This is a genomic window from Candidatus Pelagibacter sp. PS_16 (assembly GCF_059417965.1).
Window position 1 is genome coordinate 716,487 of record NZ_CM182074.1, and the last position, 17,219, is coordinate 733,705.

Consider the following 17,219-nt stretch of genomic DNA (forward strand, 5'->3'; position numbering starts at 1 on the left):
TTATTTCGTTCTTCTTTTATAGTTTTTAACTTCTGTTTGAGCGCTTCTAGTTAAAGCTAATGAATTTTTTTTAACTTTCTTTGTAATAACTGATCCTGCCCCAACAATACTATTTTTTTCAAGAGTAATTGGTGCAACTAATGATGAGTTAGATCCTATAAATACATTATCTCTAATTTTTGTTTTACTTTTTTTAACACCGTCATAATTGCAGGTAATTGTACCAGCTCCAACATTTACACCTTTACCCAATTCACTATCACCAATGTAGGATAAATGATTAATTTTTGATTTTTTCCCAACTGAACTTTTCTTAACTTCTACAAAATTTCCAATTTTTGATCCTTCTTCAAGAATAGTTCCTGGTCTTAGTCGTGCATAAGGTCCGACTTCAACTTTATTTTTTATTTTACAGTCTTCTAAATGTGAAAATGAATTGATGGTTACATTGTTGCCAATTTTAACTTTTTTCCCAATGACTACATATGGATTAATAGTAACGTTTTTTCCAATCTTTGTGTCTTTTGAAAAAAAAATAGTTTCAGGACCAATCATCTTTACACCAGACTTGATAAAAAATTTACGAAGTTTTTCTTGTTCAATATTAGAATTTATTTGTTTCATCTGGAAATATTTTTATATTAAGTGTATAGATAGCTTAATTCACAATTTATTTCTTAAAAATACTTTATTAATGACTCAAAAATACTCAATATTATTTGACCTAGATGGAACATTAGTCGATACCGCACCTGATTTAATGAATGCTCATAATCATGTAATGAGAAAATATGGTTATCCTACCAAATCTACTGCTGACATTAGAAATTTAGTAGGTCAAGGCGCTGGAGCAATGATTGGTAGATCTATATGGGGACAAGCAAAAAAAGAGTTTGGTAAAATTGATGATCAAAAAATTAAAGCTGAAATGGTAAAAGATTTTGTTAATTTTTATGGAAAAAATATTATTAAAGAAAGCACACTTATTAATGGGGTAAAAGAATTTCTAAAATGGTGTAAAGAAAAAGAAATTTCAATGGCAGTTTGTACCAATAAACAAGAACACTTAGCAATTGATCTTTTAAAAAAGATTGGAATTTATGATTACTTTGAGTACGTTGCTGGTTCAGATACGTTTGATTATTGCAAACCCGATCCTAGACACATAACAAGTATAATTGAAATCATCGGGGGTGATATAAAAAAATCTCTAATGTTTGGGGATAGTGAAACTGATGCAAATGCAGCAATGGCTGCCTCTGTTCCTGTTATTTTATTAGAAAATGGTTATACGGAAAAAAATTCTAATGAAATTTACCATAATCATTTAATAAAAGACTTTATTGGTGTTGAAAAAATAGTTTCAACTTACTTAAAAGATTGATTTAATTTTTTTTCTTACTATTAATAGGTTTGCACAATTAAGGAGGCCTAATGATTTCACATAGAGTTAAAGTTTACCCATCAAAAATTGATTTACCTAAAAAAAATCAATTAGCATGGAAAATTGCTGAAATTGCTTCTGATAATGCAAAGTTAGATAAGGCAGCCATTGAGATGGTTATTAATAGAATAATTGATAATGCTTCAGTTGCCATTGCTTCTTTAAATAGAAGAGCGGTTATCTCTTCAAGAGAAATGGCCCTAAAGCATCCTAGAAAAAATGGTGCAAATTTATTTGGTATTGATTCAAAATTAAAATTTGATTGTGAATGGGCTGCTTGGTCCAATGGAACAGCTGTTAGAGAGCTTGATTTTCATGATACTTTTTTAGCAGAAGATTACAGTCATCCTGGAGATAACATTCCACCCATTTTAAGTGTTGCTCAACAAACTAAAAAAAGTGGACTAGATTTGTTAAGAGGAATTATCACAGGTTATGAAGTTCAGGTTAATTTAGTTAAAGGAATTTGTTTGCATAAACATAAAATAGATCACATAGCACACTTAGGACCAAGTGTTGCTGCAGGTTTGGGTACAATGTTAAAACTTAACACTGAAACAATTTATCAAGCAGTTCAACAAGCTCTACATACAACAGTTTCAACAAGACAATCTAGAAAAGGTGAAATCTCTAGTTGGAAAGCTTACGCCCCTGCTCATGCTGGTAAACTTGCAATTGAAGCAGTTGATAGAGCAATGCGTGGTGAAGGTGCGCCAAGTCCTATTTATGAAGGAGAAGACAGTGTTATAGCTAGAATATTAGATGGGAAGAAAGCTTTATATAATGTTCCTCTGCCTAAGAAAAAAGAATCTAAGAGAGCGATACTTGAGACCTATACAAAAGAATATTCAGCTGAATATCAATCTCAAGCACTAATAGATATTGCTAAAAAACTTAATAAGAAAATTCCTAATTTAAATCAAATTAAAAAAATTGATATTTATACAAGTCATCACACTCATTACGTAATTGGAACTGGTGCAAATGATCCTCAAAAAATGGATCCTAATGCAAGTAGAGAAACACTTGATCACTCTATTATGTACATTTTTGCAGTAGCACTTGAGGATGCTGATTGGCACCATGTTAAATCATATACTAAACAAAGAGCTAATAGAAAAAGTACTATAAAAATTTGGAAATCAATTACGACGTTTGAAGATAAAAAATGGACTAAAAAATATCATGATCCTAATCCAAAAAATAAATCATTTGGTGCAAGAGTTGTAGTTACTTTAAATAATGGTAAAAAAATTACAGAACAATTAGATAGAGCAGATGCTCATCCATATGGAGCACGTCCGTTTAAAAGACAAAATTATATAAATAAGTTTTTAACGTTAACAGATGGTATCTTAGATAAAAAAGAGAGTGCACGTTTCTTAAAAGTTGTTCAAAATCTTAAAAACCTGAAAGCTGGAGAGTTAAATAAATTAAACATCCAGGTTAAAAGAAGTCAGATAAAGAAAAATACGAAACAAGGAATTTTTTAATGCATTTTGTAGAAAAAGAGTCCAGTCAAAAAAGAGCTGACTTTGTTAGTAAACTAAAATCAAATAAAATTTTAAGAGTTCCTGGTGCTTATAACCCACTAACAGCAAAACTAATTGAAGAAATTGGGTATGATGCAGTTTATGTATCAGGTGGAGTTATGGCTAATGATTTAGGATTTCCTGATATAGGTTTAACTACGCTGCAAGATGTTAGTACTAGATCTTATTTAATATCTAGAGTTACAAGTTTACCTACCATCGTTGATATCGACACTGGTTTTAAGTCTTGTGAAGAAACTATTAAAACTTTTGAAGAATTTGGGGTGTCAGCAGTTCACTTAGAAGATCAAGTAGAACGAAAAAGATGTGGGCACTTAGATAACAAAGAATTAATTTCAACAGAAGCAATGGTTAAAAAAATTAAAGAATGTGTTGCAGCTAAACAAGATGAAAATTTTAAGATTATAGCAAGATCTGATGCTAAAGGAGTTGAGGGAATAGATAAGATGATTGATAGATGTAAGGCATATATTGATGCTGGAGCTGAAATTATTTTCCCAGAAGCTTTGCAAGATGAAAAAGATTTTGAAAAAGTTAGAAAAGAATTATCCTGTTACTTGTTAGCGAATATGACGGAATTTGGAAAATCTAAGCTATTCAATTACAAAGAATTAGAAAACTTTGGGTATAATATTGTGATTTATCCAGTAACTACACAAAGATTAGCCATGAAAAATGTAGAAGATGGTCTTAGAGACATTTTTGTGAATGGACATCAGAACAACATTATTGATAAAATGCAAACTAGAAAAAGACTTTACGAATTAGTAGAATATGAAAAGTACAATTCGTTAGATGAAAAAATTTATAACTTTAGTACGGAAGGACATGAATAATGAGTGATGATATTAAAAAAGGTTTACTAGGGATAGTTGTTGATGAAACAGAAATTTCAAAAGTTATGCCAGAAATCAACTCTCTTACTTATAGAGGTTATGCAGCTCAAGATTTATGTGCAAGATGTGATTTTGAAGAAGTTGCATATTTAATTTTAAATAAAGAATTACCTAATAAAAAACAATTAAAAGTATTTAAGAAAGAATTATCTAAAGAAATAACTTTATCTAAAAATTTATTAAGTATTTTAAAAAAAATACCTAAAAATTCTCATCCAATGGATGTTGCAAGAACAGCTGTTAGTGTCATGGGTCTTGAAGACAAAGAAACTAAAGATAACTCTCCAAAAGCAAATTTAAGAAAGGCGATTAGAATTCTTGCAAAAACACCTACTGCCTTAGCTGCTTTTTACAGACTTCGAAAAGGAAAAAAAATTATAGCACCAAAGAAAAATCTTACTTTTTCTGAAAACTTTTTCCATATGTGCTTTGGGAAAGTTCCTGAAAAAGAAATCGTTAAAGCTTTCGATGTATCACTAATTTTATACGCTGAGCATAGTTTTAACGTATCAACATTTACTGCAAGAACTATTACCAGTAGTCTATCTGACATTCATGGAGCAATCACAGGTGCGATTGCTAGTTTAAAAGGTCCTCTTCATGGTGGCGCTAATGAAGAAGTAATGCACATGATGAAGAAAATTAAAAAGCCTGAGAATGCTTTAAAATGGATTACTAAAGCTTTAAAAAACAAAGATGTAGTGATGGGATTTGGTCATAGAGTTTACAAAAGTGGAGATTCAAGAGTTCCAACCATGAGAGAATACTTTAAAAGAGTAGCTATCATTAAAAAAGATAAAACATTTGAAAAGATTTATGACATTGTTGAAAAGGTAATGATTAAAGAAAAAAATATTTATCCAAATGTTGATTACCCAACAGGACCTACTTACCATTTAATGGGTTTTGATACTGATTTCTTTACCCCAATATTTGTAATTTCAAGAATTACAGGTTGGTCAGCTCATATTATGGAACAACATGCTGCTAATAAATTAATTAGACCACTTGCAAGTTATAAAGGTAGTAAGCACAGAAAAGTAATACAGCTTAACCAAAGATAATTAATTTTTTTCTATTTTAGCAAATCTTTCGAAAATAATTTCTGATTTGAGATTGTTATCTCTAACAAATTCATCTATGGCTTGTTTAACCCCTGGTGCTTGACTTAAGTTATAGTCATCACAAAGAATAGTTCCATTATTATCTAGAACTGGTTTTGAATAATGAAGATCATTTTTAACCGTCTCATAAGCATGTCCTCCATCTAAAAAGACATAGTCAATTTGAGACATATCCATCTTTTTTAAAAGTAAATTTGAATTCCCTTTAATTAAATGAATATTTTCTTTAAATTTTTTTAAAAGATAGGTTACCGCCTCAACTGAGTATGGATCTTGTCTTAAGATATATTTAAAATATATTTGCTTTAACGGATTATTAAACTTAGTGTTTGGTATAACTTCATTAGCATTTTCAGCACTTTCACCAAACAAATCTAATCCTATATATTTGAAATCATTTCCATGAATGCTGTGTAATAACTCACAAACATTTCGTGCAGTAACACCATGAAACACACCAATCTCAAGGAAATTTTTAGGTTTCTTGGAGGCTATTTCATTAAGAAATTGCTCTCCAATACCTTCTTGTTTAAGGCTAGTTTTTCTAAAATATTTCTTATATTTCAAAAGATTAACTAAAAGCTTCTGTCCAAGTTCCTTGAGTTGCTGCTTTAGAATATTCAGTAGAACGACCTTCAAAGAAGTTCATATGCTCAACCGCATTCAACATAGAATCTAACCAAGTAAGTGGATTTTTGTCCACATCATAAATTGGCTCTAATCCAAGCTGAGATAATCTTCTGTTAGCAATAAATCTTATATAAAGTTTTACATCTTGTGCTGTAAGACCTTGCATAGGACCCATTTCAAAAGCTAAATCAATGAAAGCATCTTCATGCTCAATGATTGTTCTACATGCTTTGTAAAGTTCTGCTTTTAATTCAGGAGTCCAGATTTCTGGGTTCTCATGAATGAACTCTTTAAACAATCTAATCATAGAATTACAGTGCAACGTTTCATCTCTTACTGACCAAGTAACAATTTGGCCCATCCCTTTCATTTTATTATGTCTTGGGAAGTTAAGTAAGATTGCAAAACTTGCAAACAATTGTAAGCCTTCAGTGAACGCACTAAATACAGCTACTGTTAATGCAATATCTTTTTTTGAACTCATGTCAAAATTTTGCATGTAGTCATATTTATCTTTCATCTCTTTATATTTCATGAATGCAGAATATTCAGACTCAGGCATTCCAATCGTATCAAGTAAATGAGAATAAGCTGCAATGTGAACTGTTTCCATTGAAGCAAAAGCAGTCATCATCATTAAAACTTCTGTAGGTTTAAACACAGTTGTGTAATGTCTTAAATAACAATTTTGCACTTCAACATCAGCTTGAGTAAAAAATCTAAAAATTTGTGTTAATAAATTTTTTTCAGACTGAGTTAAATTTTTCTGCCAATCTCTAACATCATCACCAAGAGGCACTTCCTCTGGTAACCAATGAATTCTTTGTTGAGTTAACCAAGCATCATAACACCATGGATATCTAAAAGGTTTGTAAACTGGGTTTTCAACTAGTAGTCCCATTTTTTGGGGTTTAACTATTTCCTCTTTTGGTGGTTGAATAATTTTAGTATTCATTTTTTCTACTGACATGATAGGCACTCCTCGTATTCTGGTTGTTCAGTTGTTTGTGGTTTTGATTTGTAAACATTTGCGTTAACATCTGTTGCTTTAGTGTCATTAACATTTTCCGCACGTTGAATTGATTTTGATCTACAGTAATAAAGGCTCTTTAAACCTTTTTTCCAAGCATCAAAATGAATTTTGTGTAATTCTCTTTTGTGAATATCAGCTGGCACGAATAAGTTAATTGATTGAGCTTGAGAAATATACGGCGTTCTATCTCCACTTAATTCAATAATCCATTTTTGATCCAACTCAAAAGCAGTTTTGAAAACATCTTTTTCTAAATCAGTTAAAAAATCTAAATGAGAAACAGATCCTTGGTTTGTTGTAATACCAGACCAAACATCATCAGTATTTTTCCCATGTTTTTCTAATAATTCAACTAAGTATCTGTTTCTAACATTAAATGATCCAGATAAAGTTTTGTGTGTGTAACTATTTGCTGCAACTGGCTCTACTCCAGGGGATGCTCCACCACAGATAATAGAAATAGAAGCTGTGGGTGCAATCGCAGTTTTGTTAGAAAATCTTTCATTATAACCATAGTCAGCAGCATCTGGACAAGCTCCTCTTTCATCAGCTAAATCTTTTGAGGCTTGATCAACATGTTCTTGAATATGTTTGAATATCTTTTTATTCCAAGCTTTACTCATCACAGATTCAAGTGGAATACTATGCTTTTGCAAATAAGAATGGAAACCCATAACACCTAGGCCAACACTTCTTTCTTTTTCAGCAGAATATTTTGCATCATCAAATTGCTCTGGAGCTCTTTCAATAAAATCAGTTAATACGTTATCTAAAAATCTCATAACATCATTGATCATAACGTTATCGTCTTTCCACTCATCATACTTTTCTAAGTTTAAAGATGATAAACAACAAACAGCAGTTCTATCTCTTCCATTTTTATCTATTCCAGTAGGTAATGTGATCTCACTACAAAGATTAGAAGTTTTAACAGTTAGATTTGCTAACTTATGGTGTTGTGGAATTTGTCTGTTAACTGTATCGATATAGATAATATAAGGTTCACCTGTTTCAATTCTTGCAGTTAATAATCTAATCCATAAATTTCTTGCAGAGATCGTTTGTTGAACAGTTCCATCAGCAGGACTTTTTAGTGCCCACTGCTCATCTGTCTCAACTGCTCTCATAAACGCATCAGATACTAAAACACCATGATGAAGGTTCAGAGCTTTTCTATTTGGATCTCCACCTGTGGGTCTTCTCATTTCAATAAATTCTTCAATTTCAGGATGTTCAATTGGAAGATAACAAGCAGCAGATCCTCTTCTTAATGAACCTTGACTAATTGCCATCGTCAACGAGTCCATTACTTTAATAAAAGGAATTATTCCTGATGTCTTTCCAACTTTACCAATTTTTTCTCCAATAGATCTAAGGTTACCCCAGTAACTTCCGATCCCACCACCTTTAGCAGCTAACCAAACATTCTCACTCCATAAATCAAGTATTCCATTTAAGCTGTCTGATGCTTCATTTAAAAAACATGAAATTGGTAAACCTCTTTTAGTTCCTCCATTTGATAAAACTGGAGTTGCTGGCATGAACCACAAATTGCTGATGTAGTTATAAATTCTTTGTGCATGTAAATTGTCATCTGCATATGAACTTGCAACACGAGCAAACAAATCTTGATAAGATTCATTATGACCCAAATATCTATCTTTTAAAGTTGCTCTACCAAAGTCTGTTAATTTATTGTCTCTTGATCTATCAATTTTAATAATGATACCTTTTTCATTTTGAAAAAGTTCAGTGTCATTGCTAAGTGAAAATAAATCTGGTCCTTTATTTTTTGAAAGTTCGCTATTATCTGGGCTATATTCGGAGACAGCTTTCTTGAGTGCCTGTGATAGAATTTTGTTCATATTTTAAGTTTATTTTAGTTTTTTTAACAAAACAACTATATGTTGTATGCTGAAAGCATTGATACACCATATAAATCATTATTCAACAGAACGTTTATAGAACATAGAAAAAAAATATCAATAAAAAAATTAAATTGATTGTAGAAACATAAGCAATGACAACAGAATTAAAAATAGATCCATATGGCTTCAGGGAGTATGACGCGAGGTGGTTGTATGAGAAGGACATAAACAGAATCGGAATAGAGAATCTAGGCAAAGGTTTAGGCACTCAAATTATTAAACATACAAAAAAAGCGAATCCAAGAGTAATTGTAGGTCACGATTATAGATCTTACAGTGAAGAAATAAAATCTGCTCTTAAAAAAGGTCTGCTTTCAACTGGATGCAATGTTGAAGACATCGGTTTATCATTATCCCCTACTGTTTATTTCGCACAATTTAATTTAGATGCTGATGCTGTTGCAATGGTTACTGCTAGTCACAATGAAAATGGTTGGACTGGAGTTAAAATGGGTATCAAAAAAGGTTTAACCCATGCGCCTGAAGAGATGAAAGAATTAAAAGAGATAACTTTAAATGAAAATTTTACAAAAGGTGAAGGAGTTGAAAAACAAATAGAAGGTTTTCAACAAATTTATAAAGATGATTTAATAAATAAAAATAAAATAACAAAAAAAATTAAAGCAGTTGTTGCATGTGGAAATGGTACCGCTGGAATATTTGCCCCTGAAATTTTAAGAGGAATTGGTTGTGAAGTAATAGAGCTTGATTGTGATCTTGATTGGACTTTTCCAAAATATAATCCAAATCCAGAAGATTTAGAAATGTTACATGCAATCGCAAAAGCTGTAAAAGATAATAATGCTGATATTGGTTTTGGCTTTGATGGTGATGGTGACAGAGTTGGTGTGATAGACAACATTGGAGATGAAATCTTTTCAGATAAAATTGGATTATTGATTGCAAGAAACTTATCTAAAACTCATAAAAATTCTAAGTTTATTGTCGATGTTAAATCAACAGGACTGTATGCAACTGACAAAGTTTTAAAAGCAAATGACTGTGAAACCATTTATTGGAAGACAGGTCACTCACACATTAAAAGAAAAGTTAATACTGAAAAAGCACTAGCTGGATTTGAGAAAAGTGGTCACTTTTTCTTTAACCAACCTTTAGGTTTTGGTTATGATGATGGAATAAATTCTGCAATTCAAGTGTGTCATTTATTAGATAATGAAAACAAATCGATGAATGAGATTATAAAAGAACTACCTAACACTTTTCAAACACCAACCATGGCACCCTTTTGTAAAGATGAAGAGAAATATCAAGTAGTTGAAGAGTTAGTTAAACAAGTAAATGAATTAAAAGATAATAAAACTAAAATTGATGATCAAGAGATAAGTGAAGTCTTAACCGTGAATGGTATCAGATTTTCATTTAAAGATGGTTCATGGGGATTAATTAGAGCCTCATCTAATAAACCATCTCTTGTAATTGTTACTGAAAGTCCAACATCGAATGAGAGAAAGAAAAAGATCTTTGATTTTATTGATGATCTTTTACAAAAAACTGGCAAAGTTGGCGAATATGATCAAAAAATATAAATATTTATTAATTTTTATCCTCCTGTTTACCTCTAAAAGTCAGGCTTTAAGCCCTGAATATGAGAAGGAATTGTACATTGGCTGTTACTCTAACTCTAAAGCATATATTGGCCCGGATGGTGCTAAAATATACTGTCAGTGCACCGTTGATAAATTAAGTGCAAAATTTAGTGATGAAGAGATGGATGAAGTTTTCAGCAAAGAGCCTGAAGAGATTATGGAGCAAACAGCATTTGCGACAGAAGATTGTGAAAAATAATAATTAAAGCTTTTAAAATAATCAAATAATTAATAGGTTTTGAAAATGGAAGATAAAAAAAACTTCGGTTTTGGAACACAGATTAGAAAATCCCCTTACTTTAATTCAACGGTTAAATGGGGTGCAACTGGCTTTTCAGTTTACAATCACATGTATATTCCTCGTGATTTTGGTTCTCCTGAACAAAATTTTTGGAATTTAGTCAATGAAGCAATTTTATGTGATGTTGCAGTAGAGCGACAGGTTGAGATTACAGGACCCGATGCTACAAAATTTATTCAACTGTTAACCCCTCGAGATTTATCAAAGCTTGCAGTTGGACAATGTAAATATGTTTTAATAGTTAATAATGATGGTGGAATTTTAAACGATCCAGTTTTATTAAGATTAAAAGAAAACCATTATTGGTTATCCCTTGCTGATAGTGATATTTTATTATGGGCACAAGGGGTTGCAATCAATTCAGGTCTTAATGTTAAAATTTCTGAGCCCGATGTCTCCCCTCTTCAATTACAAGGACCAAACTCTGGAAAAATTATGGAGGCTTTATTTGGTGAAAGTATTAATGATCTTAAATATTATTGGTTACGTGAATTAGATTTAGACGGCATTCCTTTAATTGTGTCCCGTACCGGTTGGTCAAGTGAACTAGGTTACGAGTTATATTTAAGAGACGGTTCTAAGGGAGATGAACTTTGGGAAAAAATAATGGCAGCTGGTAAATCTTATGGATTAAAACCAGGTCATACATCATCAATTAGACGTATTGAAGGTGGAATGTTATCATACCATGCTGATGCTGATATTAACACTAACCCTTATGAACTAAATTTAGGAAGACTTGTTAATTTAGATACTGATATAAACTTTATTGGAAAAGATGCTTTACAAAAAATAAACAAGGATGGTGTTAAGAGAAAACAAGTTGGAATGATTTTAGATTGTGATCCTTTAACTGGACCTAACACTACTTTTTGGGAAATCTTAAAAGACAAACAAATAGTTGGTAAAATTACATCTGCCGTTTATTCACCAAGACTAAAACAAAACATAGCTCTTGCAATGGTTACAATTAACAATTCAGAGATTGGAACAGTGCTCGATGTTAAAATGAATGACAAAATCATTAAAGCAACCGTTGTTGAAAAACCTTTCTATGATCCTAAAAAGAAGCTAGCAAGTTCTTAGTAAGTCTAGTAATTATAAACCATGTTAACTCCAAAAGATTATATCTCTCTTTACTTACTCGTAATTGTTCTAACGGTTGTCTCGGTTAACTTCATGTACCGTCTTTATTTCTAGTAATATTCGTATTTTTTCTTCTTATATCTGCTCTGATATTCCTCTGAATGGATGCTCCTATAGTTTCCTTGGTCATGAGGATTAGTCCAATAAATAAGGCTTCTTTCCCTCAAAGCAGCTGCGTTATTACGTTCAATTCTCTCTTCTTCTAGCTTATCTATCCTTTGCTTTTCCCTTGCAGCATTTTCCTTAATACGTCTCTCTTCAGCCTCTTTTACCATTTGAGCATCTAACTCTTCTTTACTAAGTTTTGATTGAGGGGGTACAAAAGCATTAACAGGGGTTGTTTGAACTTTAGGTTTTTCTTGATACTTCTTAGGAAGTTTTCTATTTATCATTTGATAATAAATTTCAGGTTTTTCTCTTAACAACTTTTCTTTATTATCTTTTAAATATTCTTCTGTCTCAGTCTTTAGTAATCCCATGAAGTATCGATGATTTGGGTTCGTTCTGCCAAATTGTCTTTTTCTAGAAGAGGACTTTTTAGATTGATCACTTTTATGTTTTTTCATTAAAAACCTCCTTTTTTATTTTGTTCACTTCTCAATTCATTTAAAAGCTTGAAATACTTAGAAAGCAATTTGTCCTCTATGGTATTAAGTTTTAAAAGAGAACTTCCTTGATTGCAGTCTCTAGCAAAAGATAAACCTGTCTTGCGAACGATAATATTAGAAGATAAAACACCATCTTTGTTTTCGTCCCCTTCTATTTTACTTGCAACTTTATTCTTGTAAGTATCTGCTTCATACTCAAGCATTTCATGGTTTAATATGCCTGCTTCAATAATTGGAACTCTTTTCATTCGTATTGCAACATCAATCATTTTAGAGACAATGATTTCTTGATGAATACCAATGGGTTTTAGTTGATTAGTTAATTCGTCTTTAACATAATCAAGTTCATCAACTTTTTCACCAATAACCATGAATTTTTCAGTACACAATCCATGCTTGATAGCATTTTGACTTGATTTTAATTTGCCTGCTGCACTTTTAGGTCCAGTAGATTTTCTTGCATTATTTTTATTTGCAAGTAATTGCTTCGCTGTTGCCATGTGGCCTCCATTAAATTTAAATCATAGAGATATCTCTATGAAAGTTGTTATTTTTTGAGATTTAGTGGCTCACCCGAAGGCAATAATTTAAGGCCGCATAGTTTTAACTATGAATTTCTTTATACTATACATATTTTAAATATTCAACAGAACATTAATTGAACATATAAAATAAATATCAATATAAAATTTTATTGCAATTTTTCAGAAAATTATTGGGAATTAAACTGGGACTTCGAAAAAGTTTGAGCAACTATCTTGAAGCCCCAGCAAAAGTTTCATCACTAAATGATAGTGTAAATATAAGGATTAAAAAATATTTTACAAATTCTAAAAGCCCTTCAAGTTATGTCATTACCCATTAAAACTTTAGGTGTAATCTTTAGGTGTACTTCTGTAATAATTATTCCCATTCCCCATTCCTGTTGCATTGTTGCTTTGTGGGGGTAGCCTGGTTCATAGTACAGGGCTGAGGGGACGGATTTACACAATCTCCGACCTAAGTCATTATTAATACAGTTCCTAAATAGTAAAACTTATTTAATTATTGTGTTTGGAATCCAACCTTATTAGGTAGCCATAGTGCTATCTCAGGGAAAATAATTAACAGAATAATTAGCAATACCATAATTAAAACAAAAGGAAGGGATCCATATATTACATCTGCAATTTTTCCTGTTTCTCTCAAGCCCTGTAAGACATATAAATTCATTCCAACGGGTGGGGTTATTAAACTTATTTGCATAATTAATACGAAAAAAATACCAAACCATACTGGGTCAATTTCATAAAATAAAATTAATGGAATTATAATTGGGACTGTTGCAATCATCATAGAAAGAGTTTCTAAAAAACAACCTAGAATCATGTAAAAAATAATTAATGTTATAAGTAAAACATACTTATTTGTTGTCATTGAAGATATCTGTTCGACTAAAACCCTGGGTAAGCCTAACATCCCAATTATAAAATTGAAAAATTGAGCACATAGCATGATAAATATTATCATTGAGCTGACTTTTACTGTGGACATGAAAGCTTCATGTAGGACTTTAAAAGAAAACTTTTTATAAAGAATTAATAATAAAAAAGCACCCACAACACCCATTGAAGCAGACTCAGTTGGTGTGGCATAACCTAGATAAATTGAACCCATAACAAGTAAAAAAATAAATAAAGGTGGTAACAAATCTAAAAGCATAAAGAATTTTTCTTTTAAGGTATTCTCTTCCATTGATTCTCCTGCTAGGCTTGGATTAATTTTTGTTCTGATAATTATATAAGACATAAATAAAATCATTAATAAAACTCCCGGTATAAAACCTGCAATAAATAGATTTCCTATTGATGTATTGGTCATAGAACCATAAATTATCATATTAATAGAGGGTGGTATTAGAATACCAAGTGTTGCTCCCGCAGCTATTGAGCCAAGGTTGATTCTTTCATCATATTTTCTTTTTGAAAGTTCTGGGAGTGCAATAGTGCCTATCGTTGCAGTGGTTGCTACTGAAGATCCAGATACAGAAGCAAACAAACCTGATGCTAATATATTTGTATGAAAAAGTTTTCCTGGTAAAAAAGTTATTAATTTTGAAAGTGAGTTATACATCCTGTGAGTAATTGAACTTTTAATTAATAATTCCCCAAGCAAAATAAATAAAGGGATTGCTGTTAGAATAAAATTATTCAAAGTACTCCAAGCTGTGCTTCCGAATGTTACTAAAGAAGGCAAACCAACATAGATAACTGCTGCTAAAAAACATGTAAAAAATATAGAAAGAGCAACTGGTATAGCTAAAAAAAGCATACCAAGAAAAATTACAAAACCTATAACTGCAGCACTAAAACTAATCATAATCTTTTTTAATAACTTTTTGGGCTATGGATGGTGGGCCAAATTCTTGATTAAATAGTGGCTTATTTTTTAAAAAAGCTTTAACAGCGTGAAAAAATACAATTGTTGAAGTAATAACAAAAAATAAAAGGCCCAAAACCCATATAAATTGCGGTATCCACAAAGGGGTCTCTAAAGGCGTACCAGATAAACTTTTATAATCAATGCTATCTCTTAATGTACCTAAACTTCTAAATAAAAAAAAACATGAAAAAATAAAAAATAAAAAATAAGTTAATAAATTCAAATATGCTTGAACTGTAAAACTTAATTTATCAAAGAAAAAATCTATTCTAATATGTCCTCTTAAAAGTAAATTTTGTGAAATTCCAAAAGCAACTAAAATCGCAACCACATAACCACCATACTCATCTACTCCTTGTAGAGAAAAATTAAAGACAGCCCTTAAAAAAATTTCTAAAACTATTCCAAAAGATAAAATTAATAAAGAGTATCCGGTTAAAATAGTTAATATATTTGATGCTAACTTAAGTTTCTTCATTAATTGTTTAAAATGATTTTAACTTTTGTGGGTGGATTTAATATATTCCACCCACAAAAAGACATTTGTATTATTTGATTGTCATACCTGCAACTTTTCCAACAGTTTTATTCCAAGTATCAGTGCAATTTTTATCTACATTGTTACATGTTTTTTTCCATGTTGGTAAAACTACTTTTAAAGCAGCTTCTTTTACTTTAGCTGTATCAGAGTCACTTAATATAACTCTTTTCAAATTATATTTAGTATGTTTTTCACAAGGTTCTTCACCGACAATACACCTAATAGCATCATCGTTGACTGTATTAGCCAAATCCCAAAGGTCATTTTCTAGTTTTTTAAAACCTTTTTCTAATTTAGCTTGTTCACTTGATGACAATTTATTCCATGAATCTAAATTCATAAAGTGACCTTGAACGGCACCAGAAACAGATAGTGGCATGAAGTGAGTTGTTACTTCCATCCACTTACCAGTGTTAGCTGATGTTGGCGACGTAACTCCACAACTTACTACTCCTTTTTGTAGCGCTGGATAAACTTCAGAAAATCCTAATGTTACTGGTGTAGCACCAAAATATTCGAGCATTGCAGACATTGAAGGTGTAAAACTTCTAATTTTTAAACCTTTTAAATCATTCACACCTTTTATTTCTGCGTTACAATAAAACATTTGTGGTCCAAACGGCCATAAAGTCATTACCTTGGCGTTAAACTTTTCTTGAAGCTTTTGATCAAAAACAGCCCTGTAAGATTCTACAGCTTTTTTTAATTTAACCATGTCTGTTGAAACTCCAATAAGATCTATACCTTCAAAAAGTGGTTCATCTCTTGATGCCATTCCAATTTGAACCGACATAACATCGAATGTTCCAGCTTTAATAAGTCTTAATGCATCTGGTGCCTTTATGCCAATAACGTCCATTGGATTGTAATTAGCATTAATACTTTCAAAATAAGCTTTTTCAATAGCAACATGTTTTACATTCTTTGTAAAATTACCTGCAACTTTTAATGCTGCAGAATTAGCGCTAGATAAAAGCAAAATTGAAATAAATAATGTCGATATTATATTTTTCATTTTTTTCTCTCCCTTGTTTATTTAGTATTATAGTATGTAGTTATTTTAAATAACAGTCAATGCCTGAAGATATATAATAGGTTTTTTTAAAAATAATGAGCCTGGATTCTTACATACTTAAATATAAGAATCTTGGATAAACAATTTTTCTACTTATGGTAGTTTTATAATTTTATAATGAGTGAACATCACTAAATGTTCTTATATAAATTGATCTATTTTTAGCTTAATGATAAAATTATATAATGAATAATAGAAAATATATAGGCATGCTAACCCCATCATCAAATACTGTTCTAGAACCTATTACTAATAAAATTTTAAATTCTATTGATAATGTAACTGCACACTTTAGTAGATTTACGGTTACTGAAATCTCATCAAACCCTAACTCATTAAATCAATTTAATTACTCTAAAATAATTGAATCTGCAAAATTACTAGCTGATGCTAAAGTTGATGTGATTGCATGGAATGGAACTTCAGCTGGATGGTTAGGTTTCGAGTCAGATGAAAACTTATGTAAAGAAATAAAAAAAGCAACAGGGATAAATGCAACTACCACTGTCTTAACATTGAATGAAATTTTTAAGATGAATTCAATAAAAAATTTTGGTTTAGTCACGCCGTATTTAGAGGACATACAAAAAAAAATAATTTCCAATTACAAGAAAAGTGGTTTTAATTGTGTGGGTGAAAAACACTTAAATGATAAAGGTAATTTTTCATTTTCAGAATATAGTCCTGAATTAATTGAAGGATTAATTAGAGAAGTTGCCAAAACTAAACCTGATGCAATAGTTGTATTATGTACAAATTTTAGAGGAGCTGAAGTAGTTCATTCTTTAGAAGAAGAATTAGGCATACCTATATATGACAGTGTTAATATAACATTATGGAAATGTTTAAAAATGTGTAATATTAAAACTGAAGTAATAAAAGGTTGGGGACGTTTATTTAAGCAGTAATATT

Annotated in this window: 17 protein-coding genes; 8 read left to right on the forward strand and 9 right to left on the reverse strand. The window is 31.0% G+C overall.

What is annotated here, in order from left to right; all coding sequences use genetic code 11:
• Window positions 1-624, reverse strand: a complete 624-nt coding sequence (locus AC5SL0_RS03810; protein ID WP_027307015.1) for a DapH/DapD/GlmU-related protein — start codon at window positions 622-624, stop codon at window positions 1-3.
• 70 nt (window positions 625-694) lie between these two features.
• Here AC5SL0_RS03810 and AC5SL0_RS03815 point away from each other — a divergent pair, with 70 nt between their 5' ends.
• Genes AC5SL0_RS03815 through AC5SL0_RS03830 form a run of 4 tightly spaced genes read left to right on the forward strand, consistent with a single transcriptional unit; the run spans window position 695 to window position 4,957 of the window.
• Window positions 695-1,384, forward strand: coding sequence for an HAD hydrolase-like protein (locus AC5SL0_RS03815; RefSeq protein ID WP_494617848.1), 690 nt, complete (start codon window positions 695-697; stop codon window positions 1,382-1,384).
• Between the two features lie 50 nt (window positions 1,385-1,434).
• Entirely contained in the window at window positions 1,435-2,937 is a 1,503-nt protein-coding gene (locus tag AC5SL0_RS03820; protein WP_494617850.1) for an MmgE/PrpD family protein, read from the forward strand.
• The gene (gene prpB, locus AC5SL0_RS03825) at window positions 2,937-3,833 is read left to right on the forward strand and encodes a methylisocitrate lyase (RefSeq protein WP_494617852.1); all 897 of its coding nucleotides are present in this window, start codon (window positions 2,937-2,939) and stop codon (window positions 3,831-3,833) included. Before AC5SL0_RS03820 ends, prpB begins: the two co-directional genes overlap by 1 nt.
• Window positions 3,833-4,957: a bifunctional 2-methylcitrate synthase/citrate synthase gene (locus tag AC5SL0_RS03830; RefSeq protein WP_494617854.1), complete on the forward strand. Its 1,125-nt coding sequence runs from the start codon at window positions 3,833-3,835 to the stop codon at window positions 4,955-4,957. Before prpB ends, AC5SL0_RS03830 begins: the two co-directional genes overlap by 1 nt.
• On the opposite strand, the gene AC5SL0_RS03835 is transcribed toward AC5SL0_RS03830, so the two are convergent.
• From AC5SL0_RS03835 to AC5SL0_RS03845, 3 genes are read right to left on the reverse strand one after another with little or no spacing between them, the layout of a single operon-like run.
• Window positions 4,958-5,584 carry a class I SAM-dependent methyltransferase gene (locus tag AC5SL0_RS03835; RefSeq protein ID WP_494617856.1) on the reverse strand — a complete coding sequence of 209 codons (627 nt, stop codon included), beginning with the start codon at window positions 5,582-5,584 and terminating at the stop codon, window positions 4,958-4,960.
• 4 nt (window positions 5,585-5,588) lie between these two features.
• Entirely contained in the window at window positions 5,589-6,602 is a 1,014-nt protein-coding gene (locus AC5SL0_RS03840; protein ID WP_011282174.1) for a ribonucleotide-diphosphate reductase subunit beta, read from the reverse strand.
• 5 nt (window positions 6,603-6,607) lie between these two features.
• Window positions 6,608-8,545 carry a ribonucleoside-diphosphate reductase subunit alpha gene (locus AC5SL0_RS03845; RefSeq protein ID WP_494593932.1) on the reverse strand — a complete coding sequence of 646 codons (1,938 nt, stop codon included), beginning with the start codon at window positions 8,543-8,545 and terminating at the stop codon, window positions 6,608-6,610.
• Window positions 8,546-8,700: 155 nt separating this feature from the next.
• Between AC5SL0_RS03845 and AC5SL0_RS03850 the strand changes: the two genes are divergently transcribed.
• From AC5SL0_RS03850 to AC5SL0_RS03860, 3 genes are read left to right on the forward strand one after another with little or no spacing between them, the layout of a single operon-like run.
• The gene (locus tag AC5SL0_RS03850; protein ID WP_494617858.1) at window positions 8,701-10,155 is read left to right on the forward strand and encodes a phosphomannomutase/phosphoglucomutase; all 1,455 of its coding nucleotides are present in this window, start codon (window positions 8,701-8,703) and stop codon (window positions 10,153-10,155) included.
• On the forward strand, window positions 10,139-10,414 hold the full coding sequence (locus AC5SL0_RS03855) for a hypothetical protein (RefSeq protein ID WP_494617859.1): 276 nt from the start codon (window positions 10,139-10,141) through the stop codon (window positions 10,412-10,414). The genes AC5SL0_RS03850 and AC5SL0_RS03855 overlap by 17 nt, the downstream gene beginning before the upstream one ends.
• Window positions 10,415-10,459: 45 nt before the next feature.
• Window positions 10,460-11,602, forward strand: a complete 1,143-nt coding sequence (locus AC5SL0_RS03860) for a glycine cleavage T C-terminal barrel domain-containing protein (protein WP_494617861.1) — start codon at window positions 10,460-10,462, stop codon at window positions 11,600-11,602.
• Window positions 11,603-11,712: 110 nt separating this feature from the next.
• Here the strand turns inward: AC5SL0_RS03860 and AC5SL0_RS03865 are convergent, their stop codons facing one another.
• From AC5SL0_RS03865 to AC5SL0_RS03885, 5 genes are all read right to left on the reverse strand, one after another.
• Window positions 11,713-12,228 carry a hypothetical protein gene (locus tag AC5SL0_RS03865; RefSeq protein ID WP_494617863.1) on the reverse strand — a complete coding sequence of 172 codons (516 nt, stop codon included), beginning with the start codon at window positions 12,226-12,228 and terminating at the stop codon, window positions 11,713-11,715.
• Complete coding sequence (locus AC5SL0_RS03870) at window positions 12,228-12,770, reverse strand: hypothetical protein (RefSeq protein ID WP_006996763.1); 543 nt, start codon at window positions 12,768-12,770, stop codon at window positions 12,228-12,230. The genes AC5SL0_RS03865 and AC5SL0_RS03870 overlap by 1 nt, the downstream gene beginning before the upstream one ends.
• 544 nt (window positions 12,771-13,314) lie before the next feature.
• The gene (locus tag AC5SL0_RS03875) at window positions 13,315-14,628 is read right to left on the reverse strand and encodes a TRAP transporter large permease (protein WP_494617865.1); all 1,314 of its coding nucleotides are present in this window, start codon (window positions 14,626-14,628) and stop codon (window positions 13,315-13,317) included.
• Window positions 14,621-15,169 (reverse strand): TRAP transporter small permease subunit, encoded by a 549-nt coding sequence (locus AC5SL0_RS03880; RefSeq protein WP_494617867.1) that lies wholly within the window; start codon window positions 15,167-15,169, stop codon window positions 14,621-14,623. Before AC5SL0_RS03880 ends, AC5SL0_RS03875 begins: the two co-directional genes overlap by 8 nt.
• A gap of 70 nt (window positions 15,170-15,239) precedes the next feature.
• Window positions 15,240-16,247 (reverse strand): TRAP transporter substrate-binding protein, encoded by a 1,008-nt coding sequence (locus tag AC5SL0_RS03885; RefSeq protein ID WP_494617869.1) that lies wholly within the window; start codon window positions 16,245-16,247, stop codon window positions 15,240-15,242.
• Between the two features lie 245 nt (window positions 16,248-16,492).
• Between AC5SL0_RS03885 and AC5SL0_RS03890 the strand changes: the two genes are divergently transcribed.
• Entirely contained in the window at window positions 16,493-17,215 is a 723-nt protein-coding gene (locus tag AC5SL0_RS03890; RefSeq protein ID WP_494617871.1) for a maleate cis-trans isomerase family protein, read from the forward strand.
• Window positions 17,216-17,219 lie beyond the last annotated feature (4 nt).

Excerpts from the sequence above, each read along its gene's own strand:
- AC5SL0_RS03885 (WP_494617869.1), bottom strand. The coding sequence starts at position 16,247 with ATGAAAAATATAATATCGACATTATTTATTTCAATTTTGCTTTTATCT.
- AC5SL0_RS03830 (WP_494617854.1), top strand. The coding sequence starts at position 3,833 with ATGAGTGATGATATTAAAAAAGGTTTACTAGGGATAGTTGTTGATGAA.
- prpB (WP_494617852.1), top strand. The coding sequence starts at position 2,937 with ATGCATTTTGTAGAAAAAGAGTCCAGTCAAAAAAGAGCTGACTTTGTT.
- AC5SL0_RS03880 (WP_494617867.1), bottom strand. The coding sequence starts at position 15,169 with ATGAAGAAACTTAAGTTAGCATCAAATATATTAACTATTTTAACCGGA.
- AC5SL0_RS03865 (WP_494617863.1), bottom strand. The coding sequence starts at position 12,228 with ATGAAAAAACATAAAAGTGATCAATCTAAAAAGTCCTCTTCTAGAAAA.
- AC5SL0_RS03815 (WP_494617848.1), top strand. The coding sequence starts at position 695 with ATGACTCAAAAATACTCAATATTATTTGACCTAGATGGAACATTAGTC.
- AC5SL0_RS03840 (WP_011282174.1), bottom strand. The coding sequence starts at position 6,602 with ATGAATACTAAAATTATTCAACCACCAAAAGAGGAAATAGTTAAACCC.
- AC5SL0_RS03860 (WP_494617861.1), top strand. The coding sequence starts at position 10,460 with ATGGAAGATAAAAAAAACTTCGGTTTTGGAACACAGATTAGAAAATCC.
- AC5SL0_RS03845 (WP_494593932.1), bottom strand. The coding sequence starts at position 8,545 with ATGAACAAAATTCTATCACAGGCACTCAAGAAAGCTGTCTCCGAATAT.
- AC5SL0_RS03820 (WP_494617850.1), top strand. The coding sequence starts at position 1,435 with ATGATTTCACATAGAGTTAAAGTTTACCCATCAAAAATTGATTTACCT.
- AC5SL0_RS03810 (WP_027307015.1), bottom strand. The coding sequence starts at position 624 with ATGAAACAAATAAATTCTAATATTGAACAAGAAAAACTTCGTAAATTT.
- AC5SL0_RS03875 (WP_494617865.1), bottom strand. The coding sequence starts at position 14,628 with ATGATTAGTTTTAGTGCTGCAGTTATAGGTTTTGTAATTTTTCTTGGT.
- AC5SL0_RS03850 (WP_494617858.1), top strand. The coding sequence starts at position 8,701 with ATGACAACAGAATTAAAAATAGATCCATATGGCTTCAGGGAGTATGAC.
- AC5SL0_RS03870 (WP_006996763.1), bottom strand. The coding sequence starts at position 12,770 with ATGGCAACAGCGAAGCAATTACTTGCAAATAAAAATAATGCAAGAAAA.
- AC5SL0_RS03890 (WP_494617871.1), top strand. The coding sequence starts at position 16,493 with ATGAATAATAGAAAATATATAGGCATGCTAACCCCATCATCAAATACT.
- AC5SL0_RS03855 (WP_494617859.1), top strand. The coding sequence starts at position 10,139 with ATGATCAAAAAATATAAATATTTATTAATTTTTATCCTCCTGTTTACC.